13 protein-coding genes are annotated in these 25,994 nt (G+C 71.2%); 7 read left to right on the top strand and 6 right to left on the bottom strand.

The window, feature by feature from the left end:
* Position 1: 1 nt before the first annotated feature.
* The 3 genes from FCI23_RS38005 to FCI23_RS38015 are packed head-to-tail and all read left to right on the top strand — an operon-like array spanning position 2 to position 2,654.
* The gene (locus FCI23_RS38005) at positions 2-1,090 is read left to right on the top strand and encodes a Gfo/Idh/MocA family protein (RefSeq protein ID WP_136728737.1); all 1,089 of its coding nucleotides are present in this window, start codon (positions 2-4) and stop codon (positions 1,088-1,090) included.
* Entirely contained in the window at positions 1,087-1,737 is a 651-nt protein-coding gene (locus FCI23_RS38010) for an HAD-IA family hydrolase (RefSeq protein WP_136728738.1), read from the top strand. Before FCI23_RS38005 ends, FCI23_RS38010 begins: the two co-directional genes overlap by 4 nt.
* Positions 1,707-2,654, top strand: coding sequence for an ROK family protein (locus FCI23_RS38015; protein ID WP_246144469.1), 948 nt, complete (start codon positions 1,707-1,709; stop codon positions 2,652-2,654). Before FCI23_RS38010 ends, FCI23_RS38015 begins: the two co-directional genes overlap by 31 nt.
* 31 nt (positions 2,655-2,685) lie before the next feature.
* Here FCI23_RS38015 and FCI23_RS38020 read toward each other — a convergent pair whose 3' ends face one another.
* Positions 2,686-4,008 (bottom strand): helix-turn-helix transcriptional regulator, encoded by a 1,323-nt coding sequence (locus FCI23_RS38020; protein ID WP_136728739.1) that lies wholly within the window; start codon positions 4,006-4,008, stop codon positions 2,686-2,688.
* A gap of 1,016 nt (positions 4,009-5,024) precedes the next feature.
* Between FCI23_RS38020 and FCI23_RS38025 the strand changes: the two genes are divergently transcribed.
* Positions 5,025-5,468: a type II 3-dehydroquinate dehydratase gene (locus FCI23_RS38025; RefSeq protein ID WP_136728740.1), complete on the top strand. Its 444-nt coding sequence runs from the start codon at positions 5,025-5,027 to the stop codon at positions 5,466-5,468.
* Positions 5,469-5,521: 53 nt separating this feature from the next.
* On the opposite strand, the gene FCI23_RS38030 is transcribed toward FCI23_RS38025, so the two are convergent.
* Entirely contained in the window at positions 5,522-19,495 is a 13,974-nt protein-coding gene (locus tag FCI23_RS38030) for a type I polyketide synthase (protein WP_136728741.1), read from the bottom strand.
* Positions 19,496-19,695: 200 nt separating this feature from the next.
* Between FCI23_RS38030 and FCI23_RS38035 the strand changes: the two genes are divergently transcribed.
* Positions 19,696-21,240: an MDR family MFS transporter gene (locus FCI23_RS38035; protein ID WP_246144470.1), complete on the top strand. Its 1,545-nt coding sequence runs from the start codon at positions 19,696-19,698 to the stop codon at positions 21,238-21,240.
* 22 nt (positions 21,241-21,262) lie between these two features.
* On the opposite strand, the gene FCI23_RS38040 is transcribed toward FCI23_RS38035, so the two are convergent.
* The 4 genes from FCI23_RS38040 to FCI23_RS60655 all read right to left on the bottom strand — a co-directional run bounded on the left by FCI23_RS38040 (position 21,263) and on the right by FCI23_RS60655 (position 24,104).
* Positions 21,263-21,868: a hypothetical protein gene (locus tag FCI23_RS38040; protein ID WP_136728742.1), complete on the bottom strand. Its 606-nt coding sequence runs from the start codon at positions 21,866-21,868 to the stop codon at positions 21,263-21,265.
* A gap of 60 nt (positions 21,869-21,928) precedes the next feature.
* Complete coding sequence (locus FCI23_RS38045; RefSeq protein ID WP_136728743.1) at positions 21,929-22,858, bottom strand: recombinase family protein; 930 nt, start codon at positions 22,856-22,858, stop codon at positions 21,929-21,931.
* A gap of 246 nt (positions 22,859-23,104) precedes the next feature.
* Positions 23,105-23,551, bottom strand: coding sequence for a DUF6262 family protein (locus FCI23_RS38050; protein ID WP_211265637.1), 447 nt, complete (start codon positions 23,549-23,551; stop codon positions 23,105-23,107).
* On the bottom strand, positions 23,541-24,104 hold the full coding sequence (locus FCI23_RS60655; protein ID WP_246144471.1) for a site-specific integrase: 564 nt from the start codon (positions 24,102-24,104) through the stop codon (positions 23,541-23,543). Before FCI23_RS60655 ends, FCI23_RS38050 begins: the two co-directional genes overlap by 11 nt.
* Before the next feature lie 264 nt (positions 24,105-24,368).
* Here FCI23_RS60655 and FCI23_RS38060 point away from each other — a divergent pair, with 264 nt between their 5' ends.
* Both FCI23_RS38060 and FCI23_RS38065 read left to right on the top strand, forming a co-directional pair.
* Complete coding sequence (locus FCI23_RS38060) at positions 24,369-24,935, top strand: GNAT family N-acetyltransferase (RefSeq protein WP_136728744.1); 567 nt, start codon at positions 24,369-24,371, stop codon at positions 24,933-24,935.
* A 109-nt stretch (positions 24,936-25,044) separates the two neighbouring features.
* Complete coding sequence (locus FCI23_RS38065; RefSeq protein ID WP_136728745.1) at positions 25,045-25,983, top strand: MerR family transcriptional regulator; 939 nt, start codon at positions 25,045-25,047, stop codon at positions 25,981-25,983.
* Positions 25,984-25,994 lie beyond the last annotated feature (11 nt).

Below are 25,994 nucleotides of genomic sequence, written 5' to 3' on the forward strand. Positions count from 1 at the left end.
CATGACGATCCGTACCGCTCTGATCGGGTTCGGCTGGTCAGGTCAACAGATCTGGCTGCCGCGCCTACTCGCCGCCCCGGAGTACGAGGTGGTGACCGCGCTCGACCCGGATCCGGGCAACCGGGCGCGGTTCACCGCGGTCACCGGCAGGCCCGCCACCGTGGGCCTGGAGAACCTGGACACGGAAGGCGTCGATCTGGCGATCGTCGCGCTGCCCAACCATCTGCACGCGCGGATCGGTTGCGAACTGCTGGACCGCGGCGTCGCGACCTTCATCGAGAAACCGGTCTGCATCTCCACCGCCGAGGCCGACGCGCTGGCCGCGGCCGAGCAGCGCGGCGGCACACCGTTGCTGGCCGGAAGCGCGGCCCGGCACCGCGGCGACATCGAGCAACTGCGTGCGCTGCTGCCCGAGCTCGGCGCGATCCGCGGCGTCGACCTGAGCTGGTTGCGCGCCGGCGGCATTCCGCGCGCGGGCGGCTGGTTCACCAATCGCGCGCTGGCCGGCGGTGGCGTCCTCGTCGACCTCGGCTGGCACCTGCTCGACGTGCTCGGCGACCTCGTCGGCCCGGTGACCTTCCGTCAGGTCACCGCGATCACCTCGAGCGACAACCTGCGCGACCCGGCCATGCGGGCGAACTGGCGCGCGGACGCGGCCGGCGAGGAGTCGGTCGCCGACGTCGAGGACACCGCGCGCGCGTTCCTGGCCACCGACGACGGCATCGGTGTCGGCCTTTCCGCGAGTTGGGCGACCACCGAGGTGACGCACGACCTGACCTCGATCCGGGTGGCGGGCAGCGAGGGTACCGCGACCTTGCGGTGCACGTTCGGGTTCAGCCCGAACCGGGAGCAGGAGCCGGGCATCACCGTCGTGCGGGACCGCCGGGTCCGCCGGATCCCGGTGCCCGCCGAGACGCTCGGCATCGAGTACGACCGGCTGCTCGGCGAGATCGGCGGCAGCCTCACCGGTGCGCCCGTGCTCGGCGCGGCGATCGGGAAGGCCCGCGCGATCGTCGGCACGATCGAGGCGATCTACGCGTCCGCGGGCGAGACGACGGCAGCGGATCTGGTGGAGGCGACGGCTCGATGACCGGGATCAATGCAGTGATCTTCGACCTCGACGGCGTGCTCGTGGACAGCCACGAGGTGATGGGCAAGGCGTTCGCCGTCGCCTACGCCGAGGTGGTGGGCCAGGGCCCCGCCCCGTTCGAGGAGTACCAGCGGTACCAGGGCCTTTATTTCCCGGAGATCATGCGCCGGATGGGCCTGCCGCTGGAGATGGAGGAGCCGTTCGTCCGGGAGAGCAGCCGGCTCGCCGAGCAGATCCCGGTCATCGACGGCGTGCCGGACCTGCTCGCCGCGTTGTGCGACAACGGGCTGCGGCTCGCGGTCGCGACCGGCAAAGCGGGCTGGCGGGCGCGGTCCCTGCTGACCACGCTGAAGCTGAGCGACTTCTTCACCGCGATCGTGGGCTCGGACGAGATCGCCAACCCCAAGCCCGCGCCGGACATCGCCCTGCACGCGCTGGCCCTGCTCCGGATCGAGCCCGCCGCGGCGGTGATGGTCGGCGACGCGCCCGCCGACATCAGGTGCGCGCGCGGCGCGGGAGTGACCGCGATCGCCGCGACCTGGGCCACGGTGGACGAGGACGATCTGCTCGACTCCGACCCGCACGTCGTGCTGCACAAGCCCGGCATGCTGTTGGAGTGGCTCTCGGCACAGGCCGTCTCACCGTGACCGAGACCGTCTGGCTCGGCGTCGACCTCGGTGGCACCAAGACGGCGCTGCGGGCGCAGACCGGTCGCGGGGTCGTCCACGAGCGCGTGTTCCGCTGGGAGACACGCGGGGCCGGCGCCGATCTGGCGCAGTTGTCCGCCGAGGTCGGCCTGCTCCGGGCGCGACTCGCGGGCGGGTTCGACGCGGTCGGGGTCGGCACGCCCGCCACGTTGGACCCGCTCGGCGCGGTGTCGGCCTGGCCGAACCGTCCGGAGTGGATCGGACTGGACCTGCGGGGCGCGTTCCGCGAGCTGTTCGGCGGCGTGCCGGTCCGCTTCGCCGACGACGGCGATCTCGGCGCCCTGGCCGAGGCGGACGCGGGCGGCGTCGACCGCCTGCTCTACCTCGGCGTGGGCACCGGGATCGGCGGTGGCATGGCCATCAAGGGGGCGGACTTCGGAGCGGGCGGGATCGGGCCCTTCGAGATCGGGCACGTGATCACCGACCCGGACGACGGCCCGCCGTGCCGCTGCGGCCGTCGCGGTTGCGTACAGGCCGTGGCGAGCGGACCCGCGACCCTCGAGCGGGCCGCCGCGCTGCGCGGCGCACCCGTCGCCTTCGACGAGTTGCGCCGCGGCATGGCGGCCGGCGAGGAATGGGCCGTGGCCGCAGTGGAGCTGACGTGCCGTCGGCTGGCCGCGGTCATCACCGGGGTGAGCGAACTACTCGCCCCGGACGCGGTGGTGATCGGCGGCGGGTTCGCCGCCGGAGTGCCCGGGTTCGTCGCGACCGTCGAGTCGCACGTTCACGCCCTGGCGCGACGAGGGGTCTCGGAAGTGCCTGCGGTACGGGGGGCGCGGTTCGGCGGCTTGGCCACGCTGCACGGCGCGGTCGCGCTGGCTCGCCTGCTCGTGCCCCCCGTCCCGGGGGCCTCGTGAACGATCGGCGCCGCGGGGGCGCCGGCGCGCGTCACACGGCCCGGATATGACGCTCGGCCGCGGGCTCGCCCGCGACCAGCTCGTTCCAGCGGACCGCGAGTTCGAGCCGCGACCTGGCGCCGACCTTCTGGAAGATCTTGCGCAGGTGGAAGGCGACCGTGTGCCGGGACAGATACATCTGGCCGGCGACCTCCGCGTTGGTGAGGCCGTTGGAGACCAGCTTGGCCACCGCGTACTCGGTGTCGGTCAGCCCGGGGATCCGGCTGGCCGGCCAGAAACTTCCGGTGGCCGCGGACCGGTCGAAGCCGCGCACCTTGCTGCGCACCCGCGAGGAGTCACGCAACGCCCCTGCCTCGGCATAGGCGCGCATCGCGAGCTCGTAGTACTCGGTGACCTGCCGGGCCGGCTCGCCGGCCTCGGCCAGCAGTGTGCCGCTGTCCTCGTGTGCGGAGGCCCGCGCCCAGGGGTCCGTATAGCCCGCCGCGGCACGGGAGAGCATGCCGACGTCGCCCGCGAGCAGTCCGCGCGCGTGCAGCGCGCCCGCGCTGAAGGCGCGGATGTCCGGGTTCCGGGTGGCGAGCGCGGTGGCGTACCCGGTGCCGACCGTGGCGACCTCGCGCTCGTTGGCGGCGAGCATCATCCGGACCAGGTACGCCAGGGCCGCGGGCTCGGTCAGCAGCAGCCGCCGGGTCGCCCCGGCGGACTCCAGCAGTTCGCGGGCCAGCGGCACCACGGCGGTACGGCCCCTCTCGGCCACCGCGGTCTGCAGGATCAGCCAGATCGGGGAGTTCCACGGGAAGGTCTCGCGTCCGAAGAGCACGTCCTCCTTGAGCGCGTTCGCGTACTGCACCATGGGTGCGACCTCGCCGACGCGCAGGGCGGTGGCCGCGGCGACCAGGTTCCCGACCGGGATCCACGGGGTGAGCCGGTGCTCCTGGGCGATGCCGAGGCCCGCCCCGCACAGCTCGGCGGCCTCGCCCAGATCCCCTACGGCGAGGGCGATCCTGGCCTCCACGAGGGAGATGATCCCGCCGACGCGCGCGTCGTCGGCCACCTCGCCGGCCCGGCGCACCAACCGCCGCGCCTCGTCGACGCGGCGGAGGTTGGTCAGCAGCAGGGCGAGTTGCAGACCGGCCAGCGACGGGCACAGGTCGCCGCCGTACGAGCAGGACGTGCTCGAGGCGACCGAGGCGAGCGAGCACGCGGAGGCGACGTGGGCGACGCGCCAGGCGTCGCCGGCGGAGACCAGCAGCTCGAAGCTCGGGCAGCCGTGCGGGGAACTCGACGGGCGCAGGTGCGGCGGACAGAGTTCCGGGTCGTCGAGGATGTGCTCGCAGTCAGTCCGAACACTCACGTCGCTCATCGCGGATTCCGCTTCATCGTTTCGTTCCCGGAAACCGTGTCCCGATTCCGGGGATGTGGGTGGCGGCACCGTTCTGAATGATCGTCCGACGAAGAAAATGCGAGTCTCCTTGGAAAGTCGTGGTGGCGAAAAATCCAAGTGCTAATTTGAATCCGGCGCGATCGGAATTTACGTCGCATGCCCGGATCGACGCGGCTCCGCACGTTCGAGTACAGCGCAATTCTCGGACGATATGTCTGGATCGTTCCTCGGATATGGCGGTCGACATGCAGCCCTCTTGCTCGTAGGCGCAAACTGGCCATCTGTGGGCGTACGAGGGAATGGAGAGTTAATAGAGCCCGTCCCGTGAGCATCAATCGCTGCGACATCATTGGGGCAGCCGGGGATCAATGCGTATTCGAAGCTACCGGCATCTACGTAGTCTGTCAACATCCGTCAGACAAAACCCTGATTTAGCTAACTGACCTGCGAGAACGGGCCGAGCGACCGGCACCCTTTTGGTGCGTGGTTGATTTCGGGCGTATCGCTACTCGTCGCAGGTGAAGGGCGTGATCATCGCGGCCGCCGGCTGGTGTATGAGTATGCGAGGTCAACTCCGCTCTGCATTTTTTTGAGTCAACCACCGGTCGGAAAGCGCCTACCTCAGACGTGGCCTGCCCCGTTCACATCGGCATCGCCTTCATTGTTTAATCTTGCACGAGATCCCCCTGACCGAAATGCCCTGTTTGCGAGATGTCACCCCGGTTCGCCGCCGCCCCCGACGGTCATGAGGAATTCAGTACCGCGAAGCCTTGGGATGCGATTGAATTCCATTGCACCCCTTTCGGATTGTCTGCGCACACCGCAGAAGGCGCGCTCCCATCGGCACCACGAACGCACACGCCTCGCACTCAGCGCATGACGGTCAGTATCAGTTCACGAAGTCCGACTGCTCGCCCGGTGTCCCGTCTCTGAAATCCGGGCACTAAGTCCTTATCCAGTTCGAGGCGACGACGAGAGGCCCTGCCTTGACCGACATCCTCCTGCTCAACGGCCCCAACCTCGGCATCCTCGGTGAACGGGAGCCCGAGATCTACGGCCACGACACACTGGACGACATCGTCGCCATGGTTCGCGAGGAGGTCGCCGCGGCGGGCTGGCAGGTGATCGCGGTCCAGGACGAGAGCGAGGCCGAGCTGGTCCGGGCCGTGCACCGCGCGAGGCACTCGACCGTCGGCGCGATCGTCAACCCCGCGGCGCTGATGATGGCCGGATGGAGCCTGCGGGACGCGCTGGCGAGCTACCCGCCGCCCTGGGTCGAGGTGCACCTGAGCAACATCTACGCGCGCGAGCAGTTCCGGCACGAGTCCGTGACCGCACCGCTGGCCAGCGGCTTCATCGCGGGTATCGGCGCATACGGTTACCGGCTCGCCGCACGGACGCTGCTGCACCTGGCCGGCGCGGACCGATAGCCGCCACCGCCACGGGCGGCCGAAGGAGTCCTCCTTCGGCCGCCCGCCGTGCGTCACCTGCTGTCGCCCAGGGCGCGCTGCACCAGGCTGTCGATGTCGAGAAGGTCGATCTCGGCCGCTATCGCGTCACCGGTGGTGTCCGGCGCGTCGGGGGCGGCCGCCGCGGCGTCGTCGGCACCGTCGGGGCCTGAGTCCTCGCCCAGGCTCAGGAGGGCCGCCAGGATGCCCGCGTCGCGGAACCGCTCGAACGGCACCGCTGCCAGCACCCGCCGCAGCTGCGCCTCCCGCCCGGCGAGTTCGTCGTTCTCGCGCAGCAGCTCGAGCCGCAGGAACTGCGCGAGCGAGGCCGGATTCGGGTAGTCGAAGATCAGCGTGGCCGGCAGGTTCAGGCCGGTGGCGCCGATCAGGCTGTTGCGAAGGTTGACCGCGGCCAGCGAGTCGAACCCGGCCTCCTGGAAGGCCTGCCGGGCACCGATGCCCTCGGCCCCGCCGTGGCCGAGCACGGTCGAGGCGTGCCCGCGCACCAAGCGCAGCAGGATCCGCTCCTGTTCGGCCTCGGTGGCGCCGCGCAGCGACGCCCCGAGCTCGGACGCGGTGTCGTCGCCGGGCTGTCGCGCCGCCTGCGCGAGCGCCTGTGCCTCGGGCAGGTCGGCGAACAGCGGGCTCGGGCGCACGGAGGTGAAGGTGGGAAGGAACGCCTCCCAGTTCATCCCCGCCACGGTCACCGCCTTCTCACCGGCCAGGACGGCCTGCTCCAACGCGGTCATGGCGTGCTCGGGATCGATCGGCACCAGTCCGAGCCGCCGCAACCGGGCCAGCGCGGCCTCGTCCATGCCGACACCGGCCTCGGTCAACGCGCCCCAGGCCATCGACGTGGCCGGGCAGCCCTGTGCCCGCAACCGTTCCGCCAACGCGTCCAGGACGGCGTTCGCGGCCGCGGCGAGGCCTTGAGTGGCACCGCCCCAGATGCCTGCGATCGAAGAGAACAGCACGAGGGCGTCCAGTCCGGCTTCGCCGAACTGCTCCCCCAGCCAGTCCGCCGTCGCCACCTTGGCCTGGTACATCGCCGCGACGTCGGCCGCGGTGGTGTCGGCGAGAGCACTGGTCATGGTGACGTCGGCCGCATGCACGACCACGGTCAGCGGATGGTCCGGGTCGGCGGCGGCCAATCGGAGGATCGTGTCCCGGTCGCCTTCCTCGCAGGCCTCGACCACGACCCCCGTGCCCAGCGCGTCGATCCGGGCGCGCAGGTTCGCCACCGCATCCGGCGGCGTGGCCTCGGCGGTGGTGACGACCAGTCGGGCCGCACCGGCTTGCGCCAGCCGGTACGCGCAGTGCCGGCCGAGGCCTTCCGCGCCGCCGGTCACCAGGACCGTGCCGTGCGGATGCCAATGCCCGCCACGCGCCGCCTCCGCGACCGCGGCGCGCCGCAACCGGCGCAGGTGGATGCCGGAGCGCCGGACCGCCAACTGGTCCTCGCCGGTCGCACCGTTGAGCACGCCGAGCACGCGCGTGACCGCTCGGGAGTCCAACTCGCCCGGGAGATCGATCAGTCCGCCCCAGCGGTCGGGCCACTCGAGCGCGGCCACGCGGCCGAGGCCCCAGATCGCGGCCTGGGCCGGCTCGGCGACCCGGTCGCGGATGCCGGTGCCCACCGCGCCCCGCGTCAGGCACCACAGCCGCCCGGTGTCCTCGGTCGAGGCCAGCGCCTTGACGAGTTCGAGGCCTGCCACGGCCGCTGCGGCCGGCTCGCGGTCTGCGGCCGACCCCGCCAGCGACAGCACGCCGGCGAAGCTCCCATGCTCGGCCAGCACCGATCCGAGCCGGTCGAGGGATCCGGCGCGCAACGTGATCAGGTCGAGCCCGTGCGCGCGGAGCGCGTCGAGGACCTCGTCGGCCTCGGGATCTTCCGGCGCGACGGCCAGCCAACGGCCGCCGGGCACCCCGGCCACGTCCTGCTCGATCGGCTTCCACCCGACCGTGTAACGCAGCGCCTGCGCGCTCGACCGCTCGCGCGAACGCCGGTGCCAGTCGGCCAACATCGGCTGCAACGTGGCGAGCGCAAGGCGGCCGTCCTCGGGGACGTCGAGCATCGTGCTCAACGTCACGATACTCGCCTGCTCGATCGCGGTCCAGAACTCGCTGTCCGGCGCATCGGCCTGCTGTTCGCCGGACGCGGATTCGGTGAGCCAGTAGTGCTTCCGCTGGAAGGCATACGTGGGCAGGTCGCACGGCGTGCCGGGCACGGCAGGCGCCACCGGCGACCAGTCGATGGGCACGCCGCCGGTGAACAACCGGGCCGCCGAGGCGAGCAAGCAGGTCAGACCGCCGTCGTCGCGCCGCAGCGTCCCGGTCACGATCGTCTGCTGCCCGTCCACCAGGTCGGTGATCGGCTGCACCAGCACCGGGTGCGCACTGACTTCCAGAAACACACCGTGGCCCTGGCCGAGCAGATCGGCGGCCGAGGAGCCGAACCGGACCTGCTGCCGCAGATTGCGGTACCAGTACCCGCCGTCGAGCGCGCCGGCCTCGGTGATCCAGCCACCGGTCACGGTGGAGAAGAACGGCACGGCCGGAGCCTGCGCGGTGATGTCGCCGAGGGCCTCGCCGAGGGTGTCCTCGATGCCTTCGACATGCCGGGTGTGTGAGGCGTAGTCGACCGGCACCTCCCGCACGGTCACGCCCTCGGCGGCCAACTCGGCGACCGCCTCCCGTACCGCCTCGGTATCCCCTGCGACGACGACCGAGGACGGGCTGTTCACCACGGCCACCTCGATCCGGCCGTCCCAGGCCGCGATCCGTTCCCGGGCCTCGTCCTCACCGAGCCGGACCGAGACCATGCCGCCCCGGCCGCTCAGCGTCGTCGCGATCGCCGTGCTCCGTACGGCCACGATCCGGGCCGCGTCGGAGAGGGAGAGCGCACCCGCGACACACGCGGCCGCGATCTCGCCCTGCGAGTGCCCCAGGACGGCGTCCGGCCGCACGCCGAACGACTCCCAGACGGCGGCGAGGCCGACCATCACGGCGAAGCTGGCCGGCTGGATGACATCGACCCGGTCGTACAGGGCGGGATCGGCGGTGCCGCGCAGCACGTCCAGGAGCGGCCAGTCGACCCATTCCGCCAGCGCGTCAGCGCACTGAGCCACGCGCGCGGCGAACACCGGCGACTCGTCGATCAGTGCCGCGCCCATGCCGGTCCATTGCGAGCCTTGGCCGGGGAATACGAACACGATCCGGCCGGGCCGCGCCGCAGTAGCGGTCACCAGGTTCGGTGCTGGGTCGCCGGCGGCCAGTGCGGCAAGGCCGGACCGGGCGGCGTCGACGGAGTCTGCGACCACGACGGCCCGCTCGGCCAACGCGGCCCTGCCGGTGACCAGCCCCGCGGCCAAGCCCGGCAGGTCGTCCTCGGTGATGCGGGCCAGCAGTCGCGACGCCTGCTCGGCCAGCGACGGCCGCGTCTTGGCCGACACCACCAGGGGCAGGGCGCCTGTGCTCGCCGGTCGCGCGGGTGCCGGTGCCGCCTCGGGCGCATCGGCTGCATCGGGCACATCAGGCGCCTGCTCCAGGATCACGTGCGCGTTCGTGCCGCTGGCGCCGAACGCCGACACCGCCGCGCGCCGAGGCCGCCCGGTGCCCGGCCAGTCGCGCGCCTCGGTCAACAGCGCGACGGTACCCGCGGACCAGTCCACCTGAGGCGTGGGATCCTGTGCGTGCAGGGTGGCGGGAAGTTCGGCGTGCCGCAACGCCTCGACCATCTTGACCACACCGGCCACGCCGGCGGCCGCCTGGGTGTGCCCGATGTTCGACTTGAGCGAGCCGAGCCACAACGGCTGTCGCGGGTCACGTCCCGCGCCGTAGGTCGCCAGCAGCGCCTGCGCCTCGATCGGATCGCCCAGCATGGTCCCGGTGCCGTGCGCCTCGACCACGTCCACATCGTCGGTGGCGAGGCCTGCGTCGGCCAACGCCTGCTCGATGACCCGCTGCTGGGCAAGCCCGTTCGGCGCGGTCAGCCCGTTCGAGGCGCCGTCCTGGCTCACCGCCGACCCGCGGATCACCGCGAGCACCGGATGTCCCTGTTCTCGAGCGACCGACAGTCGTTCGAGCAGCACCATTCCGGCGCCCTCCGACCAACCGGTGCCGTCCGCGCCCGCGCCGAACGCCTTGCACCGGCCGTCCGCGGACAGCCCGCGCTGACGGGAGAACTCGACGAACGCGGCCGGGCTGGCCATCACCGTCGCGCCACCGGCGAGCGCCATGGCGCATTCACCGCGCCGCAACGCCTGCGCGGCGAGGTGGATGGTAACCAGAGAGGAAGAGCACGCGGTATCCACCGACATCGCGGGCCCGGTGAGGCCGAAGACGTAGGAGATGCGCCCGGAGGCCACGCTCGGCGAGGTGCCGGTCATCACGTAGCCGGCGACCTCGTCGGGTACCTCGCGCAGTCGGGTCACGTAGTCGTGGTGCACGATCCCCGTGAACACGCCGACGTCCTTGCCTCGCAAGGAAAGCGGGTCGATCCCGGCCCGTTCCAGCGCCTCCCACGAGATCTCCAGCAGCAGCCGCTGCTGCGGATCCATGGCCAGGGCCTCGCGCGGCGATATCCCGAACAGGTCGGCGTCGAACTGCGCGGCGTCGTGGAGGAAGCCGCCGAAGCGGGTGTAACTGGTGCCGGGGTGCCCGGGGTCGGGGTGGTAGAGGTTGTCCAGGTCCCAGCCGCGGTCGACCGGGAATTCGCTGATGGCGTCCCGGCGCCGGCCGACCAGCTCCCACAGCGCCTCGGGGCTGTCCACGCCGCCGGGCAGCCGCACGCTCGCGGCCACGATCGCGATCGGTTCGTCCGCGTCGGAGACCGGTGCGGGCGCGGTGCGCGCACGCCGGCCCGCGGTGCCCTCGGCGAGGTGGTCGGCGAGCGCCTGCGGCGTCGGATGGTTGAACACCGCAGTCGACGCCACGTCGATGCCGGTGAGGTCGTGCAAGCGGCGGCTGAGCCGGACCCCGGCCAGCGAGTCGAACCCCAGATCCTGGAACGGCCGATCGGCTTCGACGATCCCGGCGTCCGCGTCGCGGTAGCCGAGCACGACCCTCGCGCTGTCGAGCACCAGGTCCAGCAGAGCCTGTTCACGCTCGCGCCCCGAGGTCACCGGCGCCATCGGCTCAGGCGCGGGCGCCGGCGGGCGCATTGGCGCCGGGGCCTCGCCGGTGTCGATGGCGTCGATCCAGTAGCGGCGACGGTCGAAGGCATAGGTGGGCAGCTCGGTGACGTGGCGTCGGGCATCGGCGGCGGACCGGCCCAGGACCGAGGGCCAGTCGACCGCGACGCCGCGCACGTGCAGTTCACCGATGGCGCTGAGCACATCCGCCGGCTCCGTATCAGCCGTGCGCAGTGTGGCGACGCAACCGACGGACGCCAGGCCCAGGGTTTCCACTGCCATCGCGGTCAGGGCGCCGCCCGGCCCCACTTCGAGGAAGGTCGTCGCCCCCTGATCGTGCAGGTCCCGCACCGCATCGCCGAACCTGACCGTGCCGCGCACCTGCTCGACCCAGTAGTCAGGCGCGGCCATCCGGCCTTCGGTGTCGAGGCGGCCGGTCAGCGTGGACACCATCGGGATTCCGCCGCGCCGGTAGGCCAGGCGTTGGGTGAGCGCGCCGAACTCGGCCAGCATCGGGTCCATCCGTGCCGAGTGGAACGCGTGACTCACCCGCAGCCTGCGAGTCTTGCGGCCCTGTGCGGCGAACTGCGCCGCCGCGTCGAGCACCGCCTTCTCATCGCCGGAGAGCACCACCGAATTCGCGCTGTTCACCGCAGCCAGGAAGACCGCTCCGGCGGAGGCCGCGACCAGCGGCGCGACCTCCTGCTCAGTGGCCTGCACCGCGACCATGGCCCCGCCTGCCGGCAGCGCCCACATGAGTGCGCCGCGCGCGGCCACCAGTTCGCCCGCCTGGTCCAGATCGAGAGCGCCCGCGACGTGCGCGGCGGCGATCTCGCCGATCGAATGCCCGGCGACCAGGTCGGCCCGGATACCCCAGGACTCGAGCAGCCGGTACAGCGCGGTTTCCAGCGCGAACAGCCCGGCCTGGGTGTAAATGGTCTGGTCGAGCAGCGCAGCCGTCGGACCCGGCTCGGCGAACACGACCTCTGCCAATGTGCGCTCGTCCGTGTCCGGCAGGTGCTGGTCGACGGCTCGGCACGCACTGGCGAACGCCTCCGCGAAGACCGGGTGCGCGGCCGCGAGCGCGCGCCCCATCCCGGCCCACTGGCTGCCCTGCCCGGTGAAGAGCATCGCGAGCTTGCCCGCCGCCGGCTGCCCGGCCACGGCGGGGACCGAGCCGCCGCGGACCGCGTCCAGCTCTACCATCAACTCCGCGCGGTCGCGGACCACGAAGACGCAGCGACGGTCGAGGTGCGCGCGGCCGGTGGCCAGCGCCAGCGCCGCGTCGGGGAGCGCGACGTCGGGCCGCGCGTCGAGAAACGCCGCGAGCCGCTCGGCTTGGCCGCGCAACCCGCCCGGCGTGCGCGCCGACAGCGGCACCGCGGTCCACGGCGTGTCCGGTACCGGCTGCCGGTCAACGGTTTCCGCGCGCTCCGGCGCGCTCTCGAGGATCACGTGTGCGTTGGTGCCGCCGATACCGAAGGACGACACACCGGCCCGGAGCGGACGTCCGGCACTCGGCCAGTCCCGCGCCTGGGTGAGCAGCCGCACCGCGCCCGCCGACCAGTCCACGTGCGACGAGGGCCGGTCCACGTGCAGGGTGCGCGGCAGCCGGCCGTGTCGCATGGCCAGCACCATCTTCATGATGCCCGCCGCCCCGGCCGCCGCCTGGGTGTGCCCGAGGTTTGATTTGACCGATCCGACCCACAGCGGCCGCTCGCCGGGCCGGTCCCGGCCGTAACTCTCGAGCAGGGCCTGTGCCTCGATCGGATCGCCGAGAGTGGTGCCGGTGCCGTGCGCCTCGACAGCGTCGACCTCGTCCGCGCGCAGCCCGGCCGCGGCCAGCGCCCTGCGAATCACCTGCTGCTGGGCGGGTCCGTTCGGCGCGGTCAGTCCGTTGGAGGAACCGTCGGAGTTGACTGCGGATCCGCGCACGACCGCGAGCACCTGATGCCCGAGCCGCTGGGCCGCCGACAGGGGTTCGACCAGCAGCATGCCCGCGCCCTCGGACCAGCCGGTGCCGTCGGCCGCGTCGGCGAACGGCTTGCAGCGGCCGTCCGGTGCAAGCCCGCGCTGCCGGGAGAACTCGACGAAGGTCTCGACCGTGCTCATCACCATCACGCCGCCGACCAGCGCCATCGAGCATTCACCCGCGCGCAGCGCCTGTGTGGCCAGGTGAAGGGCGACCAGCGAGGACGAGCAGGCGGTGTCCACGGTGATCGCCGGCCCACGCAGCCCGAGGTGATACGCGACCCGCCCCGACACGACGCTGCCGGACGTGCCGGTGAGTCGGAACCCTTCGACCTCGGCGGCGCGGTGCGTGCGGACGGTCCAGTCGTGACTGTTCACCCCCACGAACACGCCGACCTCCTGACCGCCGAGCGCGGTCGGGTCGATCCCGGCGCGTTCGAGGGCCTCCCATGAGGCCTCCAACAACAGCCGCTGTTGTGGGTCCATGGCCAGCGCCTCGTTGGGCGAGATGCCGAAGAACGCTGCGTCGAACCCGGCGGCGTCGTCGAGGAAACCGCCGTGCCGAACGTACGTGGTACCGGGGTGGTCCGGGTCGGGATGGAAGACACCGTCGACATCCCAGCCGCGGTCGGCCGGGAACTCGGTGATCACGTCGGTCTCGTCGACGAGCACCCGCCACAGGTCTTCCGGGCTGTCCACGCCGCCAGGGAACCGGCACGCCATCGACACGATCGCGATCGGTTCGTCGACGCGCGCCGGCAATGCGACCGCCGCCGGAGCACCGTCGCCGAAGAGCGGGTCGCCACCGAAAAGCCGGTCGAGCAGGTGACGGGCCAGCGCGGAGGGCGTCGGGTGGTCGAACACGATCGACGCGGGCAGCCTGTGCTCGGTGGCGGTGGCCAGCCGGTTGCGCAGTTCCAGCGCGGTGAGTGAATCGAACCCGGCGTCCTTGAACGCGCGATCCGGCCGCACGGCAGCGGGATCGGCGTGCCCGAGGATGGCGGCCGCGTGCTGCTGCACCACCGAGACGAGGGCCTCGGTTCGCGCCGAGGGGTCAGCCAGCACATTGATCCGCTCGACCAGCGCGGCCTGCTTGCCTCGCTCGACCCGCGGTGCCTCGACCAGTTCGCGCAGCAGCGCGGGCACCTCACGCTCGCCTAGCGCGGCGAAGTCGAACCTGGCGGCGACCACGGCGGCATCCGCGGTGAGTGCGGAGTCGAGCAGGGCGAGGCCATGCGCATCGGACAGGCCGAGCATGCCCAGGTCCCGGTTGCGTCGCATGTCGGCCTGCCCGAGGTGGCGGGTGAGCCCGCTGGCGCCGGCCCAGTACCCCCACGCGATCGAGACCGACGGCAGTCCGGCTGCGCGGCGCTGGATCGAGAGCGCGTCCAGTGCGGCGTTGGCCGCAGCGTAGTTGCCCTGACCGGGATTGCCGAGCACACCCGCGGCCGAGGAGAAGAGCACGAACGCGGCCAACGGCAGCTCGCGGGTCAGCTCGTCGAGGTGCCGGGCCCCGTCGACCTTCGGCCCGAACACGGCGTCCACGCGGTCGGGGGTCAGCTCGGTCAGAACGGCGTCGTTTAGCACGCCCGCGGTGTGCACGACGGCCGTCAGCGGATGGTCCGGCGCGACCGAGCCGAGCAGTTCGGCGACCGCCGTCCGGTCGGCGACGTCGGCGGCGACGATCCGGACCTGCGCGCCGAGGGCGGCCAGTTCTTCGCGCAGTTCGTCTGCGCCCTCGGCGTCGGGGCCGAGGCGACCGGCCAGTAGCAGATGCCTGACGGCGTGCCGGGTGACCAGGTGTCGCGCGGTCAGGGCACCGAGTGTGCCGGTACCGCCGGTGATGAGCACGGTGCCGTCGGGGTCGAGCCCCGCGAACTGTTCGTCGTGGGTCTCAGCGACGGGAACCAGGCGCGCGACGGCCACGGTTCCCGCACGCAGGCACAGTTGCGGCTCGTCGGGCAGCGCGGAGACGACCTCGGCGAGGCTGGGCCTGGTCGCCTCGTCCGTCTCGACCAGGACGATGCGGCCGGGCTGCTCGGATTGCGCCGACCGCACCAGACCCCACACCGCGGCCGCGGCCGGCCGAGTCCGGTCGGCGACGACCACGGCCAGCCGGGTCGGGTCGCCCTCGGGTCGGGCCAGAAACTCCTGCACCGCGCCCAATGCGGCGTGGACTGCGGGCTTCGGGTCGTCGGTCGCGGTGTCGGGCTCGAGCACCTGCAATTCACTGAGCGCGGTGACGGCCGGCCACGACACCGGAAGCCACTCGGTGCGGAACAAGCCGTCCGGCCGCGTCGTCGCGGCAGGCTGCGCGGCCAGCCAGTAGCGCTCGTGCTCGAACGGGTAGGTCGGCAGATCCACCCAGCGCGCGCCGTCCTCGGGCAGGATCCCGGCCCACCGCACCGGCACGCCCTGCACGAACAGTTCGGCGGCGGAGGTGAGCAGGCGCCGCAGGCCACCGTCGTCACGACGCAGCGACCCGGCCTGCAGCACGTCCACACCGGCCGCATCGGCCACCTGCGCGACCGGTTGCGCCAGCACGGGGTGCGCGCTCGCCTCGACGAAGACAGAGAAACCCTGGTCCAGCAACGTGGCCACGGCCGGTCCGAACCGGACCTGCTCGCGCAGGTTCCGGTACCAGTACTCTGCGTCCGGCGCCTCGTCGATCCATCCGCCGGTCACCGTCGAGTGGAACGGCACCCCGGGTATCGAAGCGTCCATGTCGGAGAGGCGATCGGCCAGCTCGGCACGCACTGCGGCGACCTGCTCGGTGTGCGAGGCGTAGTCGACCGCGACCCGCCGCACCCGGACGCCGTCACGCTCCAACGCGGCAAGGGCTTCGTCGAGGGCGTCGACGCCGCCCGACAGCACCACCGAGACCGGGCTGTTGACCGCGGCCACCGCGACCCGCCCCGCCCAGGCCGCGATCCGCGACTCGGCCGCTTCGGCGGACAGCCCGACCGACGCCATGCCACCGCGACCGGCCAGCGTCCGCGCGATCGCCTCGCTGCGCACGACCACCACCCGCAGGGCATCCGAGAGCGACAGTGCGCCCGCGACGTACGCCGCGGCCACCTCGCCCTGCGAGTGTCCGACGACCGCGTCCGGCACGACGCCGAGCGATGCCCACACCGCGGCCAGGCCGACCATCACCGCGAAGCTCGCCGGCTGCACCACGTCGACGCGCTCGAACACCGCGTCGTCCGCTTCTGCGCGCAGCACGTCCAACAGCGACCAGTCGAGCTGACCGGCCATCAGCCGCGCGCACTCGCCGACCTTTTCCGCGAAGACCGGCGACGTTTCCAGAAGCTCGCGCCCCATGCCGCGCCACTGCGAACCCTGGCCGGGGAACACCATGACCACGCCGGACCTCGTATCCGAACGCGAGTCCCTGCCGCGCACGACGAACGGACCGTCCTGCTCGTTCCCGTCGGCGAGCGCACTGAGCGCGGCCACGGCCTCGGCCCGCGAACCGGCGAGCACCACCGCGCGCTCTGGCAGCGCTGTCCGGTGCGCGATCAGGGCCCTGGCCACGTCGACCCACCGGTCAGGCTCAATCTCGGCGAGCAGGTCGGCCAACTGGCCGGCCCGCGCGCGCAGAGCACCCTCGCTCGCCGCCGACACCACGATCGGCACCACTGCCGGAACCACGCCGCCGTCCCGTGCGGCGGGCGATTCAGCAGCCTGCTCCAAAATCACGTGCGCGTTGGTGCCGCTCAGGCCGAACGCCGAGACACCAGCCCGGCGCGGCCGGCCGAGATCCGGCCAGGTCCGGCCTGCGGTGAGCAGCTCGACCCCACCGTCGGCCCAGTCCACCCGGCCCGACGGCTCGTCCACGTGCAGGGTGCGCGGCAGGACGCCGTGCCGCAGCGCCTGCACCATCTTGATCACGCCCGCGACCCCCGCCGCGGCCTGCGTGTGCCCCACGTTCGACTTGAGCGAGCCCAGCCACAGCGGCCGCCCGGCCTCCCGCTCCCGGCCATAGGTGGCCAGCAGCGCCTCCGCCTCGATCGGGTCGCCGAGCACGGTGCCCGTCCCGTGGCCCTCGACCACGTCGACGTCCTCGGTACGCAGCCCCGCCACCGCCAGCGCGCGCCGGATGACCCGTTGCTGGGCAGGGCCGCTGGGCGCGGTCAGCCCATTGGACGCACCGTCAGAATTGATCGCCGAACCGCGCAGCACGGCCAGAACCCGATGCCCGGCGCGCTGGGCGTCGGAAAGCCGCTCGAGCACCAGCACGCCCGCACCCTCGGCCCAGTTCGTCCCGTCCGCCGCGTCCGCGTAGGACTTGATCCGACCGTCCCCGGCCAGCGCACCCTGCCGTGCGAACTCGGTGAACGACCGCGGGGTCGCCATCACGGTGGCGCCGCCGGCCAACGCGACCGAGCACTCCCCTGCGCGCAGCGCCTGCGCGGCCAGATGCAACGAGACCAGCGATGACGAGCACGCGGTGTCGACCGTGACGGCGGGCCCGCCGAACCCGAACAGGTAGGAGACCCGGCCGGAGGCCACGCTCGACGCGCTGCCCGTGGTGACGAAACCGGCCAGCTCGGGCGAATGTCCGGCGCTGTCCCGGTCTCCGCCGTAGCCCTGGTCCATCAGGCCGAAATACACGCCGACATCGGTCCCGTGCAGCGCGGCCACGTCGAGACCTGCGTGTTCCATCGCCTCCCACGCGGTCTCCAGCAGTTGCCGCTGCTGCGGGTCCATGGCCAGCGCCTCGTTGGGCGAAATACCGAAGAAGTCCGCGTCGAAATCGCCCGCGCCGTCGAGGAATCCGGCCTGGGCCAGAGGATCCGCGTCGAACACCGCGGCCAGGTTCCAGCCGCGGTCGTCCGGGAACGGCGAGCCCGCCTCGGATCCGGCGCGGACCAGCTCCCACAGGTCGTCCGGCCCGCGGACCCCGCCGGGCAGCCGGCACGCCATTCCGACGATCGCGATCGGGTCCGCCGGGTCCGCACCGTCGGCCGGTTCGACGGTCTCCGTGAGCTCCGCCGCCCTGCCGGTCAGCTCCGCGTGCAGGTACGCGGCGAGCGCGCGCGGGGTCGGGTGTGTGAAGACGATCGCGGACGGAAGCTTCAGGCCGGTGCCGGCGACCAGCCGATCGCGCAGTGCCAGCACGTCGACCGAGGTGTAGCCGAGATCGCGGAACGCGCGGTTGCCCGCGATCGGCTCGGACTCAGGCCGCCCGGCCACCACGGCGGCCTGCGTCCGGACCATCCGTTCCAGCCGGGACACCTGCGCGGGTTCGGACAGCCCTGCCAGTTCGGCGCGAAGCGCGGCGACGATCGCCGGATCGGGGCGCGCCTGCGGGCCCGCGTCCGCTCGGCGCGTGCGCTGAGCCAATACCTTGACCGCGGAAGGGTCCCCGTTCAGCAGTCGGCGTTGCACCTTGCCGGAGGCGGTGCGCGGGATCACGTCGATCGTGTAGAGCGCCTCGGGCACCTTGGGCGCGGCCAGCACCTCCCGGCAGTGAGCGAGCACGGCGTGCACATCGAGATCGGCGGTCGGGTCCGGGACCAGGTAAGCCACCGGCACCTCGCCGAGCCGCTCGTCCGGCTGACCGGTCACCGCGACGTCGGCGACACCGGGCAGGCCGCGGATCACCAGCTCGACCTCCTCGGGGTGGAAGTTCTCCCCGCCGCGGATGATCAGGTCACTGATGCGGCCGCAGACCCTGAAGTAGCCCTCTTCGTCACGCCAGGCCAGGTCACCGGTGTGATACCAGCCGTCGCGCAGCACGGCCGCGGTCTCGTCGGGCAGATTGTGGTAGCCGACCATGACGTTCGGTCCGCTGACCCACACCTCACCCTCGACGCCCGGCGGCCGCTCGATTCCGGTGTCGGGGTCGACGATCTCGACCTGGACGCCGGGCACGGGCCTGCCGCACGAGCCCTCGACCCGGTCGCCGTACGGCGGGTTCATCGTGATCGCCCCGCACGTCTCGGTGCTGCCGTAGGCATCCACCAGCGGCACGCCGAAGGTCTCCCGGAACGTCCGGCACAACTCGGGGCTGGCGACCGCGCCGCCGACCAACCCGACCCGCAGATCGGGCAGTTCCACCGGTTCGCGGCGCGCGGCCTCGATCAAGCTCTGATACACGGTCGGCACACCCGCCGCGAAGGTCGCCCGCGTCTCCCGCAACGCGATCAGCACGTCCTGCGCCGACGCAGCGTCCAGGATGCGCGCGGTCGCGCCGACCGTGGTGACCGCGAGCACGCACGCGATGTGGGACAGGCTGTGGAACAACGGCAGCGGCCACACGACGCGGTCCGCTTCGGTGAGGCCGGGGATCGGCACGTAGCTTTTCGCCACCGAATACAGGCAGTTGCCCTGGGTCGAGCGGACGCCCTTGGGCTTCCCGGTCGTGCCGGAGGTGTAGAAGATCCAGGCCACCTCGTCGCGGTCCAGGTCGTCGCGCGCGGGCACCGCGGGCTCGGTGCGGGCGAGACCCTCGAACGAATGGCAGGCCAGCCCGGCCGGCGTCTCGGCGGGCATGTCCCCGGTGACCAGAACGCGGCCGCCGTCGGCGAGCGCGGACACACCGCTCAACTCCGCGAGGCCGACCTGGTCGGTGATGACGACCGACGCGCCGCTGTCGGCCAACAGATAGTCGAGTTCGGCGCGTGTGGACGCGGGATTGATCGGTACCCCGACACCGGCGGCCCGCACGATGGCGAGGTAGCTCTCGATGGTGGCCACGCTGTTGCGCAGGAAGATCGCGACACAGTCGCCGCGCGCCAGCCCCAGCGCGGCGAGATGGCCGGCGATCCTGCCCGTGCGCACCTGGAGTTCGGCGTAGCCGACAGCGCGGTAGTCGTCCTCGAACGCGACCTTGTCACCATGGCGAGCGGCATTGTCGTGCAGCGAGACCGGCAGCGTTTTGATCCCATCTTCGTCCACGTGATCACTGTATTTTCATCGGCGACAGCCGACATCCCTCATCTGAATTGTCCTTGTCGGTCGACGATTCACCGCACAAAGACTGTCAACGTGGGGGATGGCCGAAGAACGTGAGCGGACAGAGGGCTGAGGTAACGTCGATCTGCAGGCGGCGCGCGGCGCCGGCGCCCGCGCGGCCGAACCCCGAGCAAGGACCGCACGTGACCGAAACAGCGGAAACCAGCAGTCCGACCGAGCGGAACGAGCCGCTGAGTCCGCGCGAAGTCGTGATCGCGATGAGCGGGCTGGTCGTCACGATTCTCCTGGCCCAGTTGGACAATCTGGTGGTCGCGCCCGCGCTGCCGACCATCGCGGGTGAACTCCACGGTCTCAATCACCTGGCCTGGGTGGCCACCGGATACATCATCTCCTCGACGGCCTCGACCCCGATCTGGGGGAAACTCGGGGATATCTACGGGCGCAGACTCACCGTGCTCGCCTCGATCCTGTTGTTCCTGTTCGGCTCGGCGCTGTGCGGGATCTCCCAGACCATGATCGAGCTCATCGGCTTCCGCGCCCTCCAGGGAATCGGCGCGGGCGGCCTGATGGTCGGCGTCGTCGCCGCGGTCGGCGATCTGGTCTCGCCCCGCCAGCGCGGAAAGTACCAGGGCGTGCTGATGGCCGCGTCCCCCGCCGCGATCATCGCCGGCCCGCTGGTCGGCGGTTTCGTCACCGAATACCTCACCTGGCGCTGGGTCTTCTACGTGAACCTGCCGCTGGGCATCGCCGCGCTGGTGCTGTGCTCGGCGACCCTGCGCAAACTCCCGGCGGGCAACCGCTCCGCGCCGGTCGACTGGCTCGGGACCGTGCTGCTCATCACGTGGATCACCACGCTTGTGCTGATCACCAGCTGGGCCGGCACGCAGTACGCCTGGGGTTCCTGGCAGATCCTGGCGCTGACCGTGGCGACCGTGGCCGTGTTCATCGTCTTCATCGCGGTCGAACGCAGGGTCAGCGAGCCGGTGATGCCGCTGCATGTGTTCAAGGACCGCAACTTCACGCTCGCCACCCTGCTCGGCTTCCTCAACCGCGGCGCCATGTTCGGCGCGATCACCTTCCTGCCGCAGTTCCAGCAGTTCATCCAGGGCGCGTCCGCGACGAGCAGCGGCCTACTGCTGGCCCCGATGATGATCGCCTCCGCGATCGTCGCGCCGCTGCGCGGCGCCTACGTCAGCCGCACCGGCCGCTACCGCACCCCGATCATCGTGGGCACCGCGCTGATGGCACTCAGCCTCGCCCTGTTCTCCACCATGAACTCCGGCACGCCGCCCCTGCTCACCACGGGCTACCTGGTCATGCTCGGCATCAGCACCGGTTCGCTGATGTCGGTCACCACGACCATCGCGCAGAACAGCGTGCCCCTGCGCGACCTCGGAGCGGCCACCGGCGCGTCGACCTTCCTGCGCAACATGGGCGGTTCGCTGGGCGTCTCGATCATGGGCGCGATCTACGCCGCCCAACTCACTGGCTACGTCGACGCCCACGGCGCCGCAGCGGCCGCAGGCCCGTCCGGTGCCACCGGCCTCACGCCGCAAGCGCTGCAACACATGCCCGAAGCCGCCAAGCACGTGTACCAGACCGCCATCACCAACGGCACCGGCTTCTTGTTCCGATGGGCCGCCGCCCTCGCGATATGCGGTGTCGTCGTCTCCTGGTTCATCCGCCAAATCACACTCGACGATACGGCGCCGATGAGGCGCGTCTGACGCGCTCGCTTCGCTCGCCTTGTCAGGCGCTGACCTTAAGCCTCGGGGTGCTCGCTGCGCTACGCACCCCACGCTCCGCCATCACCGCGGCTGTTGATCTCCGGGGGCCCCGCCCCCGAACCCCCAGGCCAAAGAGGCTCCGCCCCTCTGGACTCCCGACGTGCGCGCTCGCTCCGCTCGGCGCGCACGCGGTGCGTTGCGGGGGCGGGTTTTCTCCGAGACGGCGGGCCCGGTCTGCGTCGCGTGCGTGGTCGCGTTGGCGTTCGGCATCGCGGCGGCAGGTGGGCGAGCAGTAGACCTGCCGGACGGTCTTGGCCGCGCGGAAGGTGCTGTCGCAGACCGGGCAGGTGCGGTCCTCCAGGGCGGCCTCGCTGGTGCGCGAGAGGTCTCGGCAGGTCTTGGAGCAGAAGATCCGGCGAGGGCTGGCATCGGTGGTGAACTCGCTCTGGCAGTAGGGGCAGGTCCGCTGGACGGGCGTGTGGGTGCGGTGGGCTTCCCGGCAGGTGCGTGAGCAGAAGACCTGGCGGCTGGAGCTGGCCTCGACGGTGAAGACGGTCTGGCAGCCGGGGCAGCGCCGGGCCATGTCGTTGTCGGCCTCACTCGGATCGGGGGTGTGGTCAGGAGACACGGGCGTTCACGGCCCTCGGGGAGTATCCGAACGGAAATTAGCGGTAGCCGTTGACCCGGATCATGGTCCGGTCGGGGCGAGGATGCTGACGCGGTTCTCGTACTCGCGGCGGGCCTTGCGCTGCGCCGGGACGACCCTCGGGCCCTGGGCGCCGTCGAGGGGCTGGCAGCGGGCGAGGAGCCCGCGGTGCACCGAGGGGACGGCGCTGACGCGCAGGGTGTAGCCCTGGCCGCGCCGTACGGTCACCCCGCGGTCGAGTGCGGCCCGCTCGGCGGGCTCCAACTCGGCGGCGCGGAGGAAGTCAGCGACCTTACCGGGCATGTCGAGGGTGACCGGCAGTTCCATGGCCGAGGCGTTCTCGTGGTCGGCCTCGGTATGCTCGGGCATGAGGTCGGCGACGGCGGTGCGGATGGCGCCCCGGCTGACCCCATGCTCGCGGGCCAGGGCGGCGATGGACCGGCCGTCCAAGTAGGCGTTGCGAACGGTGTCCGTCTTGGCGGCCGGGATGGCCGGGCGGCGGCCGCCCTTACTGCCCTTGGCCTCGGCGGCCCGCAGCCCGTCGTAGGTCAGCTCGCGCTGGAGGTCGCGCCGGAGTTCGCCGGCGGCGGCGAGGGTCTCCACCATGAACTTCACGGTAGAGAGCAGCTCGCCGGTGCGCGGGTGACGGGCGGTGATGTCCATGGCGGAGAACGCGCCGTCGTGGATGCGTAGGGCCAGCCGGTCGGCATGGAGGACGTCGAGCACGTCGAGGATGTGCTGGGTGCCGCGCACCAGGCGGAACATCTCGGAGATGTGCACGGTGTCGCCGGGCCGCGCGTAGGTGAGCAGTTCCCGGAACTTCGGGCGCTGGAGGGGGTAGAGGCGGCTGGAGGTGCCCGGGTCCTCCTCGAAGACGACCGGGTCCTCGATGCCGGCCTCGTGAAGGACGAGGTTCTGCCGGGCGGTGGACTGCTGGTCGGTCGAGACCCGCTTGTAGACCAGGTTCGCCACCGAAGGGCCCTTCCGTACGGAGGATCGGACCCTATCTGTCGTCAAAACCCTGTCAGCAATCACCATCGGATCTGATTGGATTCGCGCCGCCGTGCACCCCGGATTGCACGGGTTCATTGGACGCGCGGGTCGCCTGTCGTCAAACGGTCGTTATCTTGAGCTCGGAAATGCTGTGCCTCGCTGACCTGGGGCGATGCGGTGAGGACAGCGTCCATGAGGCAGCTCACGAGGCTGCCCAGGGTCCTGTCAGCAGGGCCCGATCGTTGCCGAACCTCGACCTTGGCGGCGGGCCTCCGGGATGGGCGGGCTCTGGAGCCTGGCGGCGCGGAGGTCGCCGAGCGCGTGGGCGAGTTGTTCTCGGAGCTGGCGGTTCTCCTCGGTGAGGCGGCGGTTGCGTTCGTTGGCAGCCTCCAGGCGCCGGATGAGCGAAGCGTCGGAGGCTCGCTGCCGGGCCGGAACCGGGTCGGCGGAGGCTCGCTGCCGTTCGGTCCGCAGGCGTTCGATCTCGGCTCGCAGGTCGGGCTGGGTGTAGAGCCAAGATCTTGAGACGCCGGCGGCACGGGCCACGATGTCGAAGGTGACGGCCGTGCCTGCGGCGTCGATCTCGCGCAGGGCCTTGATCGCCTTGGCCCGGGTGTACTCGTGGCGGTTGCCGGCCGCGGCGACGATATGGCGGGAGTTGTCAGCTCGCATCGGACACCTCCGCTCCGCCGGGAGCTTCGTCGTCCTCCAGGGAAGCGATGATCCGGTCGAGGTTGCCGAGGGCCTGCTGGTTCATCTCGACGACGCGGAGCTGGCCGCGGGCCTCGGCCGCCGAGACGATCTGTAGGAGCTGTTGGCGCTGCCGCCGGTGCTGAGGCAGGAACTCCGGCGTCGTCACGAACATCGGGCAGGTCTGGCAGGCATTGGCGTGCGGGCAGCTCTTCTGCACCGGCAAGCCGCAGAAGCCGTTGGGCAGGGCCTGGGTGACGCGGCCGAGACGCTGTTTGGCCCAGGACGCCTCGGCCAACGGCCCTTCGGGGTCGAGGGCGACGACCTGGCCGGTGATGTCGACCTTGCGGGCCTGCTCCCAATGCCGACGGATCGTGGTGTCGCTCAGCCGGGCGTAATGCGCCGTCATCATGTGGGAGTCGTGGTCGAGGATGCGGCGCACGACTTCCTGCGGGACGTCCCGGTTGATCAGCCGTGTCCCCAGTGTTCGTCTTCTGTCCGCAGAGGGCGTGTGCAGATGCTCCCTTGTCGTCATTGAGCTGGCGGAGCTCGGAGGTCGCGTTTGCTGCCTTTGAAACAGGTCGTGTTGCATTCCGAGGGCATTGGCGTGATACAGATCACTCCCTCGTGATGGCCCTTGGGTTCGAGAAGGATGTGAGGGCGTCATCCCTGTTGCACATCCATCGTGGACAGGTGCTGCCCGCTGGCACACTGCTCTGCTCCGTGTGCGACGACGGGGCTCAGAAAGCGTGGTGGTGGAATGGGAGATGATCAGCTGAACCGTCCGGGGAGGACCTTGATGACCATCACATTGCGGGTGGACGCGACATCGTCTGCTTCTGCGCTCTTCCTGCGCCCATGGAACGCTGACGACGTCGAACCGCTGGTCGAGGTGTATCGCGACCCCACGTTGCGTCGTTGGACGAGTCTCCCTGTCGAGAGCACCGAGGACGCGGTGCGGTGGCTGGATGTCCAGAAACGCGGCTGGGAGACCGGAGCACGGTTGAGCTTCGCAGTTCATGAGGATCAATCCGACACTGGTGAAAGCCGGTTGGCGGGCAACATGGCCCTGAAGAGGGCCGATCCCCACAGCGGGTCCGCCGAGGTCGGCTACTGGACGGCACCCCATGCCCGAGGCCGGGGGGTGGCCCCTCGTGCCCTGGAAGCCCTCACCGTCTGGGCATTCGACACCTTCGCGGTCGAAGGTCTGGAACGTCTCGAACTGCTCCACCAGGCGGACAACCATGCGTCGTGTCGCGTCGCGGAGAAGGCCCGGTACCAGTTTCACCAGGTTCTGCCTGCCCAGCCGCCCTCCTTCCCGAGGGACGGCCACGTGCACATACGACAGGCAGGTACTCGCGTCTGACAACGGGAAGTAGCGGGAGGAAGTGTCAAGACTTGTGGATGAGGAGTGGTTTGCTGCTGGGCGCGGATGGGCTTGAGTCTCCAGTAGGAGGAGGCGAGAGGGTGAGGGCATGGACGGCGACACGCTCTACTCGATCGGTGATCTGGCCCGGCGGACCGGGCTGACGGTCAAGGCCATTCGGTTCTACTCCGACTGCGGGATCGTGCCGCCGACTGACCGCAGCCCGGCTGGCTACCGCCTCTACGGCATCGAAGCCGTCGCACGCTTGGATCTCGTGCGGACGCTGCGCGACCTGGGACTGGACCTTCCCACGATCCGGAAGGTCGTGGACCGGGAGATCTCGCTTCCCGAGGTCGCCGCAGCGCACGCCGAAGCACTTGCAGTGCAGATCCGCACCCTGCGCCTGCGGCGCGCGGTGCTGACGGCGGTGGCCAAGCGCGGCTCCACCCCTGAGGAGATGGATCTCATGCACAAGCTGGCCAAGCTCTCCGAGGATGAACGCCGACGTCTGATCGGTGATTTCCTCGACACCGCCTTCGGCGGCCTGGACGCCCACCCCGAATTCGTGGGAATCATGCGGTCGATGACCCCCGAACTGCCCGACAACCCCGAGGCCGAGCAGGTCGAGGCGTGGGTGGAGTTGGCCGAACTGTCCCAGGACCCGGATTTTCGCGCCAGCGTGCGGCGCATGGCTGAGCACCATGTGGCCGAGCGTGCCCACGGCGACACCACGGTCCTGCGCCGCGACCCTGCCACCATGGTCCGTGACCAGGCCGGCCCAGCCCTGGCAGCCGGCATCGACCCGGCCTCGCCCCAGGCCGATCCGGTCGTCGCGGCGGTCACGGCTCAATACGCGCACGCCTTCGGCCGCCCCGACGACGTCGACCTTCGGCGCCGGCTGTTGACCCGGCTGGAGACCGCGAACGACCCTCGCAGGGAGCGGTACCTTCAGCTGCTGGCAGTGATCAACGGCTGGCCGGCCCCGGAAAGCCTGGCGCCGGTGCTCGATTGGTTCATCCAGGCCTTGCGTGCCCGGATAACGGGGTAGCGGGCCGGTCG

It is taken from the genome of Actinacidiphila oryziradicis (assembly GCF_005047355.1).
GTDB lineage: Bacteria > Actinomycetota > Actinomycetes > Streptomycetales > Streptomycetaceae > Actinacidiphila > Actinacidiphila oryziradicis.